Origin of the sequence: Bacillus sp. RSS_NA_20 (assembly GCF_020165915.1) — a bacterium.
GTDB classification, from domain to species: domain Bacteria; phylum Bacillota; class Bacilli; order Bacillales; family Bacillaceae; genus Bacillus; species Bacillus altitudinis.
This window is the reverse complement of sequence record NZ_JAIUKW010000005.1, coordinates 231,556-248,922: the sequence shown is the minus strand read 5'-3', so window position 1 is coordinate 248,922 and position 17,367 is coordinate 231,556. Positions and strand designations below refer to the sequence as shown.

General features: G+C 40.4%; 19 protein-coding genes. 6 read left to right on the top strand and 13 right to left on the bottom strand.

Annotation, left to right across the window (positions count from 1 at the left end):
• Window positions 1–108 precede the first annotated feature (108 nt).
• From pyc to glsA, 4 genes are all read right to left on the bottom strand, one after another.
• Complete coding sequence (gene pyc, locus LCD32_RS06840; protein WP_224563294.1) at window positions 109–3,555, bottom strand: pyruvate carboxylase; 3,447 nt, start codon at window positions 3,553–3,555, stop codon at window positions 109–111.
• A gap of 79 nt (window positions 3,556–3,634) precedes the next feature.
• Entirely contained in the window at window positions 3,635–4,846 is a 1,212-nt protein-coding gene (gene ftsW, locus LCD32_RS06835; protein ID WP_007499829.1) for a putative lipid II flippase FtsW, read from the bottom strand.
• Window positions 4,847–5,056: 210 nt separating this feature from the next.
• Complete coding sequence (locus tag LCD32_RS06830; RefSeq protein WP_003212509.1) at window positions 5,057–5,338, bottom strand: YlaN family protein; 282 nt, start codon at window positions 5,336–5,338, stop codon at window positions 5,057–5,059.
• A 122-nt stretch (window positions 5,339–5,460) separates the two neighbouring features.
• The gene (gene glsA, locus LCD32_RS06825; RefSeq protein WP_224563291.1) at window positions 5,461–6,390 is read right to left on the bottom strand and encodes a glutaminase A; all 930 of its coding nucleotides are present in this window, start codon (window positions 6,388–6,390) and stop codon (window positions 5,461–5,463) included.
• A gap of 120 nt (window positions 6,391–6,510) precedes the next feature.
• On the opposite strand from glsA, the gene LCD32_RS06820 reads away from it, so the two are divergent.
• The gene (locus LCD32_RS06820; RefSeq protein WP_025207280.1) at window positions 6,511–6,993 is read left to right on the top strand and encodes a hypothetical protein; all 483 of its coding nucleotides are present in this window, start codon (window positions 6,511–6,513) and stop codon (window positions 6,991–6,993) included.
• Between the two features lie 15 nt (window positions 6,994–7,008).
• Here the strand turns inward: LCD32_RS06820 and LCD32_RS06815 are convergent, their stop codons facing one another.
• Window positions 7,009–8,331, bottom strand: a complete 1,323-nt coding sequence (locus LCD32_RS06815) for a PhoH family protein (protein ID WP_025207279.1) — start codon at window positions 8,329–8,331, stop codon at window positions 7,009–7,011.
• Window positions 8,332–8,471: 140 nt separating this feature from the next.
• Here LCD32_RS06815 and LCD32_RS06810 point away from each other — a divergent pair, with 140 nt between their 5' ends.
• Both LCD32_RS06810 and LCD32_RS06805 read left to right on the top strand, forming a co-directional pair.
• Entirely contained in the window at window positions 8,472–9,089 is a 618-nt protein-coding gene (locus tag LCD32_RS06810; RefSeq protein WP_008345059.1) for a YhcN/YlaJ family sporulation lipoprotein, read from the top strand.
• 308 nt (window positions 9,090–9,397) lie between these two features.
• Entirely contained in the window at window positions 9,398–9,628 is a 231-nt protein-coding gene (locus tag LCD32_RS06805; RefSeq protein ID WP_008345063.1) for a YlaI family protein, read from the top strand.
• Between the two features lie 29 nt (window positions 9,629–9,657).
• On the opposite strand, the gene LCD32_RS06800 is transcribed toward LCD32_RS06805, so the two are convergent.
• Both LCD32_RS06800 and typA read right to left on the bottom strand, forming a co-directional pair.
• Entirely contained in the window at window positions 9,658–9,939 is a 282-nt protein-coding gene (locus tag LCD32_RS06800; RefSeq protein ID WP_048002867.1) for a YlaH-like family protein, read from the bottom strand.
• Window positions 9,940–10,035: 96 nt separating this feature from the next.
• Window positions 10,036–11,874 carry a translational GTPase TypA gene (typA, locus tag LCD32_RS06795; RefSeq protein WP_008345068.1) on the bottom strand — a complete coding sequence of 613 codons (1,839 nt, stop codon included), beginning with the start codon at window positions 11,872–11,874 and terminating at the stop codon, window positions 10,036–10,038.
• Window positions 11,875–11,987: 113 nt separating this feature from the next.
• On the opposite strand from typA, the gene LCD32_RS06790 reads away from it, so the two are divergent.
• Window positions 11,988–12,167 (top strand): DUF5325 family protein, encoded by a 180-nt coding sequence (locus LCD32_RS06790; protein WP_008345070.1) that lies wholly within the window; start codon window positions 11,988–11,990, stop codon window positions 12,165–12,167.
• 273 nt (window positions 12,168–12,440) lie between these two features.
• Window positions 12,441–13,076, top strand: a complete 636-nt coding sequence (locus tag LCD32_RS06785; RefSeq protein ID WP_017359387.1) for a hypothetical protein — start codon at window positions 12,441–12,443, stop codon at window positions 13,074–13,076.
• Between the two features lie 44 nt (window positions 13,077–13,120).
• Here LCD32_RS06785 and LCD32_RS06780 read toward each other — a convergent pair whose 3' ends face one another.
• From LCD32_RS06780 to LCD32_RS06760, 5 genes are all read right to left on the bottom strand, one after another.
• The gene (locus LCD32_RS06780; protein ID WP_224563288.1) at window positions 13,121–13,414 is read right to left on the bottom strand and encodes an anti-sigma factor family protein; all 294 of its coding nucleotides are present in this window, start codon (window positions 13,412–13,414) and stop codon (window positions 13,121–13,123) included.
• Window positions 13,411–13,725: a sigma-70 family RNA polymerase sigma factor gene (locus LCD32_RS06775; protein ID WP_224564532.1), complete on the bottom strand. Its 315-nt coding sequence runs from the start codon at window positions 13,723–13,725 to the stop codon at window positions 13,411–13,413. The genes LCD32_RS06780 and LCD32_RS06775 overlap by 4 nt, the downstream gene beginning before the upstream one ends.
• The gene (locus LCD32_RS06770; protein ID WP_224563285.1) at window positions 13,698–14,576 is read right to left on the bottom strand and encodes a hypothetical protein; all 879 of its coding nucleotides are present in this window, start codon (window positions 14,574–14,576) and stop codon (window positions 13,698–13,700) included. The genes LCD32_RS06775 and LCD32_RS06770 overlap by 28 nt, the downstream gene beginning before the upstream one ends.
• Window positions 14,577–14,759: 183 nt before the next feature.
• A complete protein-coding gene (locus LCD32_RS06765; RefSeq protein WP_224563282.1) occupies window positions 14,760–15,566 on the bottom strand; it encodes an inositol monophosphatase family protein in 807 nt (268 codons plus the stop codon).
• A 133-nt stretch (window positions 15,567–15,699) separates the two neighbouring features.
• A complete protein-coding gene (locus tag LCD32_RS06760; RefSeq protein WP_008345085.1) occupies window positions 15,700–15,888 on the bottom strand; it encodes a hypothetical protein in 189 nt (62 codons plus the stop codon).
• A 287-nt stretch (window positions 15,889–16,175) separates the two neighbouring features.
• On the opposite strand from LCD32_RS06760, the gene LCD32_RS06755 reads away from it, so the two are divergent.
• Window positions 16,176–16,811, top strand: coding sequence for a DUF1054 domain-containing protein (locus LCD32_RS06755; protein WP_008345087.1), 636 nt, complete (start codon window positions 16,176–16,178; stop codon window positions 16,809–16,811).
• A gap of 226 nt (window positions 16,812–17,037) precedes the next feature.
• On the opposite strand, the gene LCD32_RS06750 is transcribed toward LCD32_RS06755, so the two are convergent.
• The gene (locus tag LCD32_RS06750; protein WP_008345089.1) at window positions 17,038–17,307 is read right to left on the bottom strand and encodes a UPF0223 family protein; all 270 of its coding nucleotides are present in this window, start codon (window positions 17,305–17,307) and stop codon (window positions 17,038–17,040) included.
• Between the last annotated feature and the right edge of the window lie 60 nt (window positions 17,308–17,367).

Sequence of the window (17,367 nt, the reverse complement as noted above, 5' to 3'; positions counted from 1 at the left end):
GAAAGCCCTTGAAGTCTAGGAAGAACGAGTACTGGAGCGGAGCGAATGTGACATTCGTGAGCACCAGCACGCAGGACTGACAAAGAATGCAAGGGTTTGTCTCACTCATTATTCAGGCTTTAAGACAATCAACAGATCTCCAGTTTGAATCCCTTCTCCATTCGTGACATGAATTTCATCCACGACTGCTGAGAACGGTGCTTGTACCGTCGTTTCCATTTTCATCGCTTCATTGATCATCAAATGCTCACCTTGAGAAATTTTCTGTCCTTTTTCAACAAGCACTTTGATCACAGTGCCTGGCATCGATGCCGCAATGTGATTTGGATTTGAGCGATCTGCCTTCATTTTTTCTTGAACGGAGGATTTGATGCTTTCATCCTTAATGACCACTTCACGCGGCTGTCCATTCAGCTCAAAGTAAAGCACTCTTGTAGCATCTGGATTCGGTTCTCCAATGGACACGAGTTTGACAATGAGGGTTTTCCCTTTTTCAATTTCCACCTCAATTTCTTCACCAAGTCTCATGCCGTAGAAGAAGGTTGGTGTGTCAAGAACAGAGATGTCTCCATAGCTTTCTGCTGTTTGAACAAATTCAGAAAAGACTTTCGGGTATAAAGCATATGCAATGGCATCTTGTTCTGTCAACGTCAGATCATGTGATTCTTTGAACTGCTTTTTGATTTCTTCAAAGTCCACTGGTTTCAGTTTCTCACCCGGTCTGACAGTAAGCGGCTCCTCCCCTTTTAAAATCAGCTTTTGCAATTTTTCTGGGAATCCGCCATGAGGCTGTCCTAAATAGCCTTTAAACAATTCAACAACCGAATCTGGGAAATCCAGTGTTGCTCCTTTTTCATAAACATCATCTTCTGTCAGATCGTTTTGCACCATATAAAGCGCCATATCTCCGACCACTTTAGAAGACGGTGTTACCTTCACGATATCACCAAACATGTCATTTACACGTCTGTACATTTCTTTTACTTCATTCCAGCGTTCGCCAAGGCCGACCCCTTTTGCCTGCTGTTGCAGGTTACTATACTGGCCACCAGGCATTTCATGCTCATAAATTTCTGTATGCGGTGAATTCATTCCGCTTTCAAACTCATGGTAATATTTTCTGACGGAATCCCAATATTGAGAAAGACGTTCAACCGCTTGAACATTCATTTCGGGCTTTCTTTCATGTCCGTCTAAAGCATAATATAATGAGCTCGCACTTGGTTGTGATGTGAGCCCCGCCATAGAGCTGACAGCAACATCAACAATATCAACACCTGCATCAATCGCTCTTGCATAGGTGAAGAGTCCATTTCCACTCGTATCGTGTGTATGAAGATGGATTGGAATCGTGAGCTCGTCTTTTAGAGCAGATACAAGTTCATAAGCCGCCTGCGGTTTTAATAATCCCGCCATATCTTTAATGCCTAAAATATGAGCGCCTGCGGATTCAAGCTCCTTCGCAAGAGAGACATAATATTTCAAATCATATTTCGGACGTGATGGATCAAGAATATCACCTGTATAACAAATCGCTGCCTCTGCCACTTTGCCGGATTCACGAACAGAATCAATGGCAAGCGTCATGCCTTTGACCCAGTTTAGACTGTCGAAAATACGGAAGACGTCAATGCCTGCCTCTGCCGATTCCTTTACAAATGCTTTAATCACGTTATCCGCATAGTTTGTATATCCGACAGCGTTTGATGATCTTAATAGCATTTGGAACAAAGTGTTTGGCACTTCTTGACGAAGCTCTTTCAACCTTTCCCAAGGATCTTCTTTCAAGAAACGATATGCCACATCAAATGTCGCGCCGCCCCACATTTCCATACTGAATAACTCTGGCCATAAACCTGCTGTTGGCTGCGCAACTTTCTTTAAGTCGTGTGTTCTAAAGCGTGTTGCAAGCAGGGATTGATGTGCGTCTCTAAAAGTTGTATCCGTTAAAAGTACACTGCTTTGCTCTTTCACCCAATTGGCGAGCCCCTCAGGTCCATGCTTGTCTAACAATTGTTTTGTTCCAGAAGGAATCGTTTCATGGACAGCAAGTTTCGGCACATTTGGTTGATCAAAATGAGGCTTCTTATTTTCCGAAATACCAGGGAACCCATTAATGGTAACGTTACCAATATAAGTAAGCATTTTCGTTCCGCGGTCTTTTTGCTTAGGGAAGTTAAATAGCTCTGGTGTTGAATCAATAAACGATGTATCATATTCCCCTCTTAGAAACTTCTCGTGCTTTGCAACGTTTTCAAGAAACGGGATATTTGTTTTAATGCCACGAATCCTGAATTCTTGTAAATTTCGGACCATTTTAGCCGCAGCTTGATCGAATGTAAGTGCCCAAGTAGACAGCTTGACCAACAGTGAATCGTAATAAGGTGTAATCACCGCACCTTGGAAGCTGTTTCCTGTATCAAGACGTACTCCAAAACCACCGCCTGAACGGTAAGCCATGATTTTTCCTGTATCTGGCATGAAGTCATTCAAAGGATCTTCTGTTGTGACCCTTGATTGAATGGCGAATCCATGTGTAAAGATATCTTCTTGTTTTGGTATCCCGACTTCTTTGCTGTGGAGGTCATGTCCTTTTGCGACAAGAATTTGGGTTTGGACGATATCGACACCTGTGATCATTTCTGTGATCGTGTGTTCCACTTGGACCCTAGGATTGACTTCAATAAAATAAAACTCACCATTTGCCACTAGGAATTCTACAGTCCCTGCATTGATATACGATACATTCTGGGCCAGCTGAACAGCCGCTTCACAGATGTCTTCACGCAATTGATCTGAAAGGGACACACTTGGTGCAACCTCAATGACTTTTTGATGACGCCTTTGAACAGAGCAGTCACGCTCATATAAATGAATGATATTGCCGTGATTGTCTCCAATCACCTGCACTTCAATATGTTTCGGATTTTCAATCAGCTTTTCAACGTATACTTCGTCATTTCCAAAAGCCGCTTTCGCCTCTGACTTTGCACGGTCATAGGCTTCGTTCAGCTCCTCTTTTGATCTGACAATCCGCATACCTCGGCCGCCGCCTCCAAGTGAAGCTTTAATAATAAACGGGTAACCGTATTCTTCACCGAATTTTTCGACTTCTTCGACCGAATCAACTGGCCCGTCACTTCCTGGAATGACTGGAATTCCAGCTTTTTTCGCTTCATCTCTCGCTTTTACTTTATCTCCAAACATATCTAAATGTTGAGAAGTTGGGCCGATGAATTGGATGCCTTCCTCTTCGCATCGTCTTGCAAAATGAATGTTTTCAGATAAAAATCCGTATCCTGGATGAATCGCATCCACGTCATTTCGTTTTGCAATTTCGATGATCCCCTCGATATCAAGGTAGGCATCAATCGGCTTTTTCCCTTCTCCAACTAGATATGCTTCATCGGCTTTATAGCGATGATAAGAGCCCGAGTCTTCTTTGGAGTAAATGGCCACTGTACGTAAGTTGAGCTCCGTACAGGCCCTAAAGACTCTGATAGCGATTTCCCCTCTGTTTGCAACTAGAACCTTTTGAATTGTTCTCTGTGACATTCTCACTCCTCCATATCCCTTAAAATTTTATATGTACTCTATAATAAAGGAAGAAATGAAAACTGTACACTTTTGTTTTCTAAAGATTCAAAGTTTTCTGCAATCCATTTTTTTGAATCGATGGTTTGCTGATTGATTTTTTCTTTTTATAACGCTCTTTATATTCAGTGAACATGCTGATATTCAGCAATATTCCCATACATCCACTCAGTAAAATGATAGAGGATCCCCCGTAGCTGATAAACGGAAGTGTGACCCCAGTGATCGGAATGAGACCTGAAACACCGCCCAAATTAATACACGTTTGGATGGCAATCATTGAAGAAATTCCTATTGCAAGCAAACTTCCAAACGGATCTTCACACTTTCTCGCAATGTAAAAACCTTTCACGACAATAAAACCAAGGAGAGCAAGGACAAAAAATACACCGAAAAAACCAAGCTCTTCCGAGATAATTGCCATGATAAAATCTGTATGCGGTTCTGGAAGGTATCCATACTTTTGTACACTCTCTCCAAGACCAAGCCCAAAAAAGCCGCCTGATCCAATCGCATAATATGAATTAATCAATTGATGCCCAGAAGCGCCTGCGTCTTTAAATGGATCTTGGAAACTCTCAAAACGTCCAAGACGATTCTGCGTGAAAATTTTATCCCAAAAAAGAATAATAAACGGTGTCACAACAACCATCACCGCACTAAATAAAGCGAGCAGCTTGGCCAGCGTTTTACCGCTAAACCCTGAGCATAAAATCATCGCAAGGGCAATCATACCAATGATAAAAGCTGTCCCATAGTCTGGCTGTAAAATAATAAATCCGCATAGGATGGAGACAACCACAATTGGAGGTGTCACCCCTCTTAAAATATGGTCAATATAATGCTGCTTCTTTGCATAGACAGCAGCAAGATAAATGATGACAACGATCTTCACGAATTCCGCTGGCTGAAGACTAAAAGGTCCAAATTTGATCCAGCTTCTAGCATTCCCTGCAATGTGACCGCCAAAGTACACATAAATGAGAGAAAACACAGATAACAAAAGCATCACAATTTGGAATCTTTTATTTAAGAGCAGCTGATACGGAATGAGGGCTGTAAACATCAAGATGACCGCCCCAACAATCATAAATAAAAGCTGTTTCTTGAAAAAATTATCTGGCGCAGCATCATATCTGATCACAGATGTAATCATACTTGAGCTATACACCATCACCAAGCCGAATGCGCTAATTAATATAATGGCGAACAATAATGAGTAGTCATACGATTTTAGCATTCTCTTTAACATATAATCCTCTTCCTAACGTCTATTTCTACTGCTTGATATTCTCTTCTCTTAGCTGTTCTTATTCTACTACATTTTCTCCGTTTGATCCCGTTTTACCTCTTTATATTGTTCGTCTTTCATGAGACAATCAAGTCCGTTTGGCATCAATCAAAATAAAAAGGCGGACAAAAAAACTCAAACTTATGTTGTGGAAGTTTGAGTTTTCAATCATTATTTTTTTGTGAACGCATCATGAAGTGCGGATAATTCTCTCTCAAGTTTATCGAGTAGTTTTTTGCCTTCATGTTGATCAACTAATCCAAGCCGGACAGCGAAATCAATTTCTCTCGATAATCCGAACATTTGAGTATCTAAAACCTCTTCATAAAGAGGACATTGCGGCATCGTTAAGTTGTCCATTTGCACTTGGATCAATTTTAAAATTTTATCTGCATCCAATTTTAATAAAGCCAGTGCTTTTTGCCGATGATCGACTAAAATTTCTGACGCCAAAAGTATCCCTCCGTTCCCCAGGCGAGTACCTAATTCTTCTATTTATCATAAAGCGAAACGCCCAAAATTGCAAGCAGATTTGTACAGTTCGCTCTGTAAAAATAAAAAGAAGCCATTCGTCATTAAAAGATACTCATCTCATATTTTTCACTCATGAGCTCAAGCAGCTTAATACCCGCAATACTATTCCCTTTTTCATCCAAAGCAGGCCCGAATATACCTATCCCAAAGTCGTATGGCGCCGCCCCCATAATTCCGCCTGAAACACCACTTTTAGCAGGGATTCCGATATTGATCGCAAATTCCCCGCTCGCATTGTACATACCGCATGTGACCATAAACGTTTTACAAATTCTAGCCACATCTTTCGAAAGGACTTGCTTTCCTGTCTCTGGATGCCTGCCATCTAATGAAAAAACACACGCGATCTTCGCCAAATCCAGGCTATTCATCATGACGGCGCACTGCTTCGTATAGACGTCCATCACCTCTTCTACATTCCCTTTAATGATATGATATTGCTTCATATAATAGCACATTGCGCGGTTAATCATTGATGTTTCAAATTCAGATGCAGCGGTTTCTTTGCAATATGTAATGGTGGTGTCATTGGCAAGCTCTCTAATAAAACCAAGCAGCCGGTTCAGCTGATCTTGCGGCGTTGCCCCTCTTATTAAACTTGTAACGGCAAGCGCTCCTGCATTAATCATTGGGTTCAGCGGCTTATTGGGGCTTGCTGTCTCTAGTTTAATCATCGAATTAAACGGGTCGCCAGTCGGTTCTTGTCCAACATATTGAAACACTTTTTTCGGTCCTTCTTCTGAGAGCACGAGCGCCAGTGCTAATACTTTTGAAATACTTTGCAGGGTGAATCGTTTATCAACATCTCCCGCTGAGTGGCACGTATTACTCACATGGTATACAGCGACAGATAAATCCGATTGATCCGCTTTACCGAGTGCCGGAATATAGGATGCTACCTTTCCATTTTTGGCCACCTTTTTTGCCTCTTCTACAAATCGCTGAAGCTCTTCATTGTCACGACATGCCATGCCCAAAATCCTCCCTATTTTTCGTCTAATCGTAGTGTGTACAAGGAAGTGCATGTTTATGAAAGTGACAAAGCGGGCGAAAACTTCTATAATTTATGTTGGAAAGGGGTTGTCTTGAACATGAGCATTATTCAAATCAAGGGGAACGTACAATACAAGATCACCATTGATCCGAGTGTATGGATTTTTGATGACCGTAAATTTTTAATGGATTCATTTTTTGAGAAAAGTGCAACAAACGAAGAGCAGCAGCTAGATCAGGAGCTTGATCAAGAGCGGGTCATAAGAGAAGGTCAAACACTTCCACCCACATTAAAAACAGAGAAAAAATACGAAAAAGAAAGACTTGTCACAGGCAGCTTCGGGATGAAACTTGGCGACATGATAAAAAATGCAGAACCGCTCGAACAAGCGGAGACGTGTGAATTTGTCACAGAAACAGAAACAATTGCTGTTCCGCTCTCTAAGGCGATGGATAGCATTGCCCATTTCAGCCAAAATGGAAAACCTATAACAGAAGAAGGACCAATCCACGTTTATTTCGAGGATCAGTCCAACATCACTCAGCCGATTAAAGGCGTCAAAGAGTTAATCATTACATAAGATAGCGGGTCTGGACTATAATAAATCAGCTGCAAGCTGTGCAAGTCCAGACCTTTCTCCTTTGACAAGCTTGACATGTCCAGATATTTGCTGCCCTTTGAAACGCTCAATGACATATGTGAGCCCATTATTTAAGCTGTCTAAATAAGGGTGATCAATCTGCTCTGGGTCTCCCATCAGCACAATTTTACTTCCCTCACCAACCCGCGTTAATAATGTTTTTACTTCGTGTTTTGTTAAGTTTTGCGCCTCATCGATAATGATAAATTGATCAGGGATACTTCTCCCGCGAATATACGTTAAAGCTTCCACTTGAATTGAACCGATGCCCGCTAGTATCGCATCGAGTTCACCAGGTTTTTTTGTGTTAAATAAAAATTCTAGGTTGTCATAGATCGGCTGCATCCACGGTCTGAGCTTCTCTTCTTTTTCGCCTGGCAAATACCCTAAGTCCTTACCGACAGGAACAATGGAGCGGGCCACGATGAGCTTTTTAAACATGCCGAGGTCCTCTGTCTGCATTAATCCAGCAGCAAGTGCAAGCAGTGTCTTTCCTGTTCCCGCTTTTCCGATAAGTGTCACAAGCGGAATATCGCGGCGTAAAAGTAACTCAAGCGCCATCGTTTGCTGGACATTTTTTGGGCGAATTCCCCAAATATGTTCTTGGTCATAAATAAGCCGTTTTACATGCTCTGCTTTTTGATCAAGCATCCCCAAAGCAGAACCACCCTCATTTCCCTTCATAATAACAAATTGATGAGGGTTTAATGGCGTTTGGGTGACGTCTTTTATTGGTAACTGATTTTGCTTATAAAATGTATTCAGCTGCTCAGTCGGAATATAGAGCTCGTGATAGCCGTTATCAATGTCTTCATTTTGCAGCACACGATCGCTTAAGAAATCCTCTGCTTGCAGACCAATGGCATCCGCCTTTACTCGCACTAGGACATCTTTGCTGACCAAAATGACAGGCCGGCCATCCGGTTTTGTTTCTTCCTCTAAGCTCAAATTCTTCGCAACAGCCAAAATCCGGTTATCGTTTGTTTTTTCGATGAAAATTTCTTGAAGTTCATGGAAAGAGCGATGATTCAGCTCAATACGCAGCGTTCCTTTTGACTCCAGCGTAATTTTTTCATGCAGTTTCCCTTTCGATCTCAACCCGTCGATTAAACGTGAGACACGTCGTGCGTTTTGCCCAACCTCGTCCATATATCTTTTTTTCGAGTCTACTTCTTCTAACACTACGGCCGGAATCACAACCTCGTTGTCTTCAAATGAAAAGATTGAATTCGGATCCTGTAATAACACATTTGTGTCTAATACATAAATTTTACTCAGGTCCTTCGCCTCCTGATCGGGGTTTCATTCATCCTTGTCTTTCCAAAAACGATTGTTAAAATATATGTTTTCATGAATAAAGTTAGAAGGTTAATTCAACAATAAAATAAATCATGCAGTTTGTGAAGGAGGGAATACACATGCGACTATTTTTGACGTTATTCATGGTTCAAACCATTCTTTTATTAGGCGCTTGCCAACATCAAGAGAAGCCTTTGGCACAAGAACATCAAGACGGAAACAAGCATTTAGTAAGAGTATCAGACTCATCCAAGAAAAACACTGACAAAGCCCGCCCATCAACAGATGTGGCAAAACACCTAGTGAATGTGACTGAGCATGTAGCAGATGTAAATGACGCAACAGCGATCGTCATCGGCAAGTACGCTGTCGTTGGCATTGATGTAAAAGATGATTTAGATAGAAGCAAAGTTGAAACCATTAAATATTCAGTCGCCAAAGCTCTGAAAAATGACCCAGAAGGTGCGAATGCTGTTGTCGTCGCTGATCCAGATACAGTGAGCCGTTTAAAGGAAATGGGTAAAGAAATACAAGCAGGCAGGCCAGTAAGCGGAATTATGGATGAACTAGCAGCCATTGTGGGACGTGTTATGCCAGAAATGCCTCGAAATGAAATCGACCGTAACGAAACAGATCCAACGAATGATCCGAATCATCAGCTCAAACAACAAGATCAAAAGCAATTAGAAAAAAACCAAAACGATCAATCAAACCATCATATGAATCAGAAGAAATAATGAGAACGGCTTATATCTCTTGTGATATAGCCTCAGATTATTGACAAAGGGCTAAAATGAACTTTATTTTAGCTCTTTGCCTTCTTTTCAGCGTGATAGAAAACCTTTGCAGCCCTAGGAAGGACGAGCATCGGCGCGGAGCGAATATGACATTCGTGAGCACCGAAGCGCAGGACTGACACCGAATGTGAGGGTTTGTCTACACGCTGCGGCTTATATCTCTTGTGATATAAGCCTTTTTTATACTGATTTTAAGTGGCTCAAAAAACATGCTATAATGAAGGCATGACCAAAGTGAGGTGAAAATGATGAGAGTGAAGTGCTCATTATGTGAAAAGCTTGAAACCATTAATGATGATACACTTGTTGCTAAACGGTTAAGAAATCGACCGATTCATACATATATGTGCGATGACTGCCAAGAAAGAATTAAAGTAAAGACAGAGGCACGCATCAAAACTGGCAGATTCTCTCTTTATCAAGATCCTGCGACGAAAGAGAAAAAGAAGAAAAAAGGAAAAAAAGAACAGAAGACATAAAAAAGACCTGACACAAGTTCAGGTCTTTTTTACGTACTTACTGTTCCTTCTTTTTTCGCACGATGCAGTCGTATTTTATAAATAATCAAAATGACAGCTGCCACAACCAGGCCTTCTGCGACTGGCAAGAAGATACCTAGAAATGTGAGAAACGTGCAACCAAAAATCAAAAACAAATAAATGACAAGTGCTTTTAAAATCGGTAAACGTCTAGCAAATCCGAGTTTAAAAACAACAATCGCTAAAACAAGGATGGTGCCATATAGGAGCCACATCCCTGTTTGCGGATTTTCATCGACACGAAACAGCATCGCGAAAAAGGATAGATTCTCACTTACTTCCTGATCATTCAAAAAGATTCCCTCCCCTTATCTTTCAGGGTTCTATCTTTTTAATTCTTCATGGAATTAAGATAATCCTGCTAGCTTTTTCTTCTTCGCAGCTTTCTCACGTTCGTTTTTATCTAAAATTTTCTTTCTTAAACGGATCGATTCCGGTGTAACCTCACAGTATTCGTCTTCATTTAAGTACTCAAGAGATTCCTCAAGTGACATAATACGTGGTTTTTTCATACTAACCGTTTGATCTTTTGTCGCTGAACGTACGTTTGTTTGTTGTTTCATACGGCTCACGTTGACAACAAGATCGTTTTCACGGTTATGCTCACCAACAATCATTCCTTGGTATACTTCAACACCCGGCTCAACGAAAATCACACCGCGCTCTTCAACGCCTTGGATTCCGTAAGCAGTTGCTTTACCTGTTTCCATTGAAACAAGTACACCTTGACGGCGTCCGCCAACTTGACCAGACTGCATCGGCTGGTAGCTGTCAAACGTATGGTTCAAAATACCAAAACCACGAGTTAATGAAAGAAATTCAGTTGTATATCCGATTAAACCACGTGATGGAACTGTAAAGATCAGGCGAACTTGACCATTACCATTATTGATCATGTCAATCATTTCACCTTTTCTTGCACCCATTGATTCCATAACAGAGCCAGTATGCTCTTCAGGTACATCAATTTGAACACGCTCTACAGGCTCACATCGAACACCATCTACTTCTTTTACAATAACTTCTGGCTTCGATACTTGCAGTTCAAATCCTTCACGTCTCATATTCTCAATCAGAATTGATAAGTGAAGCTCACCGCGTCCTGATACGACCCAAGCATCAGGTGAATCCGTTGGATCTACACGAAGACTTACGTCTGTTTGAAGCTGCTGTTCTAAACGCTCTTCAATTTTACGTGATGTCACGTACTTTCCTTCACGGCCTGCAAATGGGCTGTTATTCACAACAAATGTCATTTGAAGTGTCGGCTCATCAATACGAAGGATCGGCAAAGCCTCTTGGTGTTCTACCGGGCAGACTGTTTCTCCTACGTTGATGTCTTCCATACCAGATACTGCGACAAGATCTCCAGCTTTCGCTTCATTGATTTCCACTCGTTTTAACCCTTGGAAACCAAAAATCTTCGTCACGCGGAATTGTTTTACACTGCCATCCACTTTCATTAGAGCAACTTGCTGTCCTACTTGCATCGTTCCTCTAAATACACGGCCAATTCCAATTCTTCCAACATAATCATTGTAATCAAGTAGCGCCACTTGGAATTGAAGCGGCTCTTCATGGTTGTCGACTGGGCATGGGATATGGTTGACAATCGCTTCAAACAACGATTCCATGTTTTCATCTTGCTTACTAGCATCGTTACTTGCTGTACCATTGATTGCTGATGCATATACAACTGGGAATTCAAGCTGTTCTTCTGTTGCATCCAATTCAATGAACAAGTCAATGACTTCATCAACTACTTCAGCTGGACGAGCAAAGTCACGGTCAATTTTATTGACAACAACAATTGGTGTTAAGTTTTGCTCAAGTGCTTTTTTTAGCACGAATCGTGTTTGAGGCATACAACCTTCATATGCATCCACAACGAGAAGTACACCATCTACCATTTTCATGATACGCTCAACTTCACCACCGAAATCGGCGTGTCCTGGTGTATCTAAAATATTAATGCGTGTATCTTTATAATGGATCGCAGTATTTTTAGCTAAGATCGTAATACCGCGCTCTCGCTCTAAATCATTTGAATCCATGGCTCTCTCAGCGATATTTTCATTCGCACGGAAAGTACCAGCTTGATGGAGCAATTGGTCAACAAGCGTCGTTTTACCATGGTCAACGTGGGCAATAATTGCGATGTTGCGAAGGTCTTTTCGAAGTTTCACATTTTCATCTCCTAAAATAATTAGATAACTTTCATATTATATCACAATCCCCTTTAAATGCCGATCGTTTTTCTGTAAACTTATATTAACTCTAAAAAAAGGGATGGAGACAAATGAAACAAATCAAATGGCTTCTATTATTATGTGCATTACTTGCCGTCGTCAGTATGGCGTTTATTGGAGTGTCTGTTGCAGAAAAAAGCATACTGGGAACATGCTTAAGTATTGTGTTCGCCATGATTTTCATGGGTACAGGATTTACATTAAAACGAAAATTAAACGTGCAATCATAAAATTTATGAAAAGCCTTTTACATTTTACATGTAGAAGGCTTTTATTTTGGGTAAAAACAAGACCAACCACCTATGTAACACTAATGATTCAACTAAAAATTTCATATAGTGTTGGCAAATCTAAGCAATCTGAACTCCTCCATTTTTCGACAAGAACTTTTATAGTTCTCCAAAATCAAACACAAAGTTACATTTTTCCTATTCTTCCACAAAGTTTCTCATGGTATGCTGTTCTTGCAACAAAATTTAACAGAAAAGGGAGAGAAAAGAAGCATGAAGAAGTTTTTGAGCAAATCGCTCAGCTCTGTTGTATTTTTCGCTTTAGCTATCATTTTTACTTTCACAACAGTAGCTCCTGGGCAAGCAAGTGCTGCAACTTTCAAAGGGATTCCTTTTGAGCAGCAACAAATTATTAAAGATTTATTGGAGAAAAACGAGCGTGTTATCAGCATTCTCATCAATTCATTTGTTGAGGAAGACAACAACTACACATTTGATGTGAAAAAAGCTGTTGAGCTCGGTCTGACTGAAGAAGAAGCGGCGACTGCTGAGAAATTCTTAGATCGCGCAGCTGTTCTTACAATCGTTTTCAGTGAAAGCATCACTAAAAACGAAAAAGGAAAATTAGTTTTTGATGCAGAAAAAGCTGTTGAACTTGGTCTTACTAAAGAAGAAGCAACTAAATTCGAAAAGCTTTTCAAATCAGTGATCAGAATTGCTGATCTTGCTGGTGATGCACTTGTTCTAGACAAAAAAGGAAACGTTGTAATTGATTCTAAAATCGCTAAAGGTCTTGGATTCAGCTCTACTGAATTACTTGTTTTCAACCAATTGCTTAAGAAAATTCCTCAAGAGCAATTAAAAACGTTCTATGATGCAGTTCAAATTGCTAAAGAAAAATTGAACTAAGCTCAAAAAACCCCCATCCGGTTCATCCAGATGGGGGTTCTTTCTTATATCCAATAGATCAAGAGCATGATGAGATAGACGATACTAAAAACGATACTTGCCCTTAATAACAGTTTTCCATAGTAGCGCTTTTCAAACTTTCTTTTTTCTTCTTTTTCATCTATGAACGGTATGATATCTGTTGACTTTGCAATAGAGACTGGTTCTTTCATTTCTTCATATAGATGAAGGCATTTTTTGCATGAACGTAAGTGCTCATTCACTAATTGATTTGTTTCTTCACTCGTGTCCCCTTCTATATAAAGTGGTAATAGTTCTTCAATCAAATAACAGCTCATTTGTTGAACTCCTCACAATGTAGCTTTCGTTTCAGCTCTAATCTTGCTCGATGAAGGGTTGTCTTTACTTTAGGTAAAGTCCAATTCAAAATTTCCGCTACTTCTTCATACGATAATTCCTGAATATCTCTTAAAATGAGGACTTCTCGGTAAGAATCCTTCAATTGATTGAACTGGCTCCACAGCCTTTGAATATCAGCTTGAGTTTCTAAATGGTCTTCAGGTGTCATGAATATCTGCTGCTCTAAAAAATCAGCTTTTTCTACATCCGTAAAAGTTCGTTTTACTTTTCGGCGATAGTCGTTGAATATAATGTAGTGTCCGCTGGTACAAACTTTGAAGCGAATGCTTTCGCACTTGCTTCAGATAAAGGGCGATATTCTTCTGAGAAAGTATCTGTCAGTTCCGTTTTAGTAAATTGAAACATGATATGTGGGAGATTTAGGATCGGGTTCAGCATCAGCATAAAAAAGACGACAATTCCCCAAGCACCCCACTGTCTCAACTTCACCTTGTTTTGTAGTAACGCACCTAACAAATGTAATGTCATAAAGCTTCCTGCGGCCGCTACTAAAATCACAATGGATTTAAACGAAGATTGCAGCTCATGCTTCGAGATAGAAGGATAAAAAATATACAGCAGCACAGCGAAAATCAAGCCATAGAAAAACAGCAATTCTTTCCACTGCCGATGCCAAAACAAGCGAAAGAAAAGGTGAAGTACCAAAGCGGCAAAGCCAATCATAAGCAAAATGATGATCAAATCTCTCCATATCAGCTCCGTATCACCGCTAAGAAAGAACTTTTTGCTTTCAACTAACACAATAAATACCGTTTGACATAAAGGCAGAAGTAACACAGATAAATCAAACGCAAAAAACATGCCTTTATTTTTTAAATAAGGAAGAGAAATCACATAGAAAAGTGATGCAAGCAAGACATATCCATAGATGAGAAATTGCATGAAATCTGTCAGCACTTCAAATGTTTCGATCGTATACTGTCTAGCTTGCACTTGGTGGATCATCTCAAGTGTCATACTCCCTAGCAGAACTACTCTTAATACGATTCCAGCATAAAATACATAACTACTCTTCTTTTCTTTCCATATGGGAAGTGTAATGAAAAGGACAAATAGTCCAAGCACACACCATTGAATCATGTGGATACTGTACTCATTTAAAATAAAAAACCTTTCAAAATGGAGGGATAAATCACTAAACAAATCAAACATCGCTACACAATCCTTTACTTCAAATTAAGGCCTCGTTCGTATAGACATTTGACTTGTCAAAAAGTTTCATCAAATACAAAAAATCACTTCATTCTCATGAAGTGATGTTGTTTATTGTTTATTTCCGCTTCCCTTTATGTAATCATGCAAGATTTTTTCACAGACGGATCGATTTCCAGCAACAATGCTATTTTTCTCTAGAAACGTCAAGCGTTCTCCGTGAATATTCGAGTAAACAGCGCCTACCTCATCAAGTAACACACATCCAGCCGCATAATCCCATGGCGCTAGCCTTAACGTGACATATGCGTCGCTTCTTCCGCTTGCAATATAAGCCAGTTCAAGTGCAGCTGATCCAATCGTTCTTGTTCCTCTCACATCGCGTACGAGACGGGCAAACGGCTTAGCGTCAAAATGGGGGCTTTCAATCGCCCATGTTGGGTTAATGCCGACAATGGCTTTTTCAATGGCGACATCTTTTAAAGGCGGGAGTAAGGTATCGTTCATATACGCCCCTTCTCCTTTGACTGCATGATAGAGCTCGTCATGAATGACGTCATAAATAAGACCGATTTTCCCCACACCATGTTCAAATATCCCAATTGAAATGGCAAAATTTCGTTTTTGATGGACAAAGTTCATGGTGCCATCAATTGGATCAATGATCCATACTATCCCGTCAAGAGAGGTCACTTCTTCCCCTTGGCCCTCTTCTCCTAAAATATGATGATCTGAAAATGTCGACTGTATCTTTTCAATGAAGAAACGTTCTGTTTCTTTATCGATGTTTGTGACAAGATCATTTGGATTTGATTTTGTTTCAATTGATAGACCTTCCTGCATGGATGCTTTAATGCGGCTACCCGCTTCTTTTACCCAAAGCTTTGCAAGTCGGTCAATTTCCACCCAGTTTGTCATCGGACTGTAAACCTCTTTTCTATGTAGTACCTATTTGTATTAGCATACTGATATTATGTACGTAAAAGCAAGAAAAAAGCAGCTTCATACAAAAACGAACCGATGAATTGGTTCGTTTTTACCTCACCTTGTTTTACCCTTGAAGCTGCTCCCATTCTTTTCTTAGGCGCTCAAGCTTTCGTTTGCTGCGTTCTACCTGGATATCATCTTTTTGCTCGATGGCTTCATGAAGCGTAGAAAGCTCATAATCAACCTCTAATCTCCACACAGCGATGCGATTCTTCTTCTCTTGTCTATACCCATGCTTCACGATTTGCTTCATTGGTCAACGCCCCTTCCAGAGAATGATTCATTCCTTGTCAGTTTTCATTGATAAAAAATACAATCGATAAGAGAAATGGTTCTTGCTTATATCGTATGAAGCGATCGCATAACCGCAACGACATTCTGAAAATTGTGTTTTTACCTATTTGTTATGTACCACAAAATCGATGTTTTTAAACGCCGAACCAAGATCCCTGCTATCTTTCTCTTTAAAGTGCATCTTTTTTTGAGCTTGACCCAAGCTATGATAAAATATGATCAGCGAAAAGATACAGGAGGCATAACATGAGTGAAATGCGTTTTAGAGATGAAGATTTTGAAACATTCACAGTAGACGGTTTAGATGAACGTATGACCGTATTAAAAGAGAGAGTCCGTCCAAAGCTTGAAGCACTTGGTGAACATTTTGCACCGCTTCTTTCTTCTATTACAGGAGACGAAATGTTTGTCCACGTGGCAAAACATGCTAGAAGATCAGTCAACCCGCCAAATGACACTTGGGTGGCTTTCGCTAACAGTAAGCGTGGGTATAAAAAGCTCCCTCATTTTCAAATTGGGCTTTGGAAAACTCATGTATTTGTATGGTTTGCGCTCATTTATGAATCTCCAGTAAAAGGTGAATATGGGCAATTATTCGAAAAAGAGCTGGACACGATCCAAAAGAAAATACCGCAAGACTTTGTTTGGTCTAAGGATCATATGAAACCGGACGTCCTCCGCCACAGCGAACTTGATGCTGAACAGCTGAGAACACTATTTGAACGTGTTCAAACAGTCAAAAAGGCCGAACTCCTTTGCGGCATCCAGCTTCCTAGAGAAGAAGTTGTTCAAATGAATAATGAAGAATTCTTATCAAAAATTGAAGATGCCTTCCGCACAGTAACTTATCTATACCGCTTTACACAAAAAGAATCTGTATAAAAAAACGAGCCTATGTTGGCTCGTTTCAGATTGTTGACAAAGGGCTAAAATGAACTTTATTTTAGCCCTTTGTCTTCTTTTCAGCGTGATAGAAAACCTTTGCAGTCTAGGAAGGATGAGCACTGGAGCGGAGCGAATTTGTCATTCGTGAGCACCAGCGCGCAGGACTGACAACGAATGCGAGGGTTTGTCTACACGCTGAAACGAGCCTATATTGGCTCGTTTTTTACATCCGTATCATAGCTGTTTCTTCAGCCTCTCTTGCGCTTTTTACTGTTCGATAAGGGGAATACCCACTTCCCTTTTCAAACGCCGCACAATGCGTCTTTTCTTCTGCTTTTGATGGTACAACTTCTTTAAATCGTTTATAAGCCTCTAGTAACGCTTGTTTCGCAATTCCTGTTTCATAGGCTTTTTCAACGGCTTGAAAAAATGAAATGACCGCCATCTTTTCTTCAGTTGTCCAGTCGACGTCCATTGGATATTGATATTCCATTTACTTGTCCCTCACTTTAATCCACATTTCTTATTTGAACTTTTATTATAGCATCTGTTT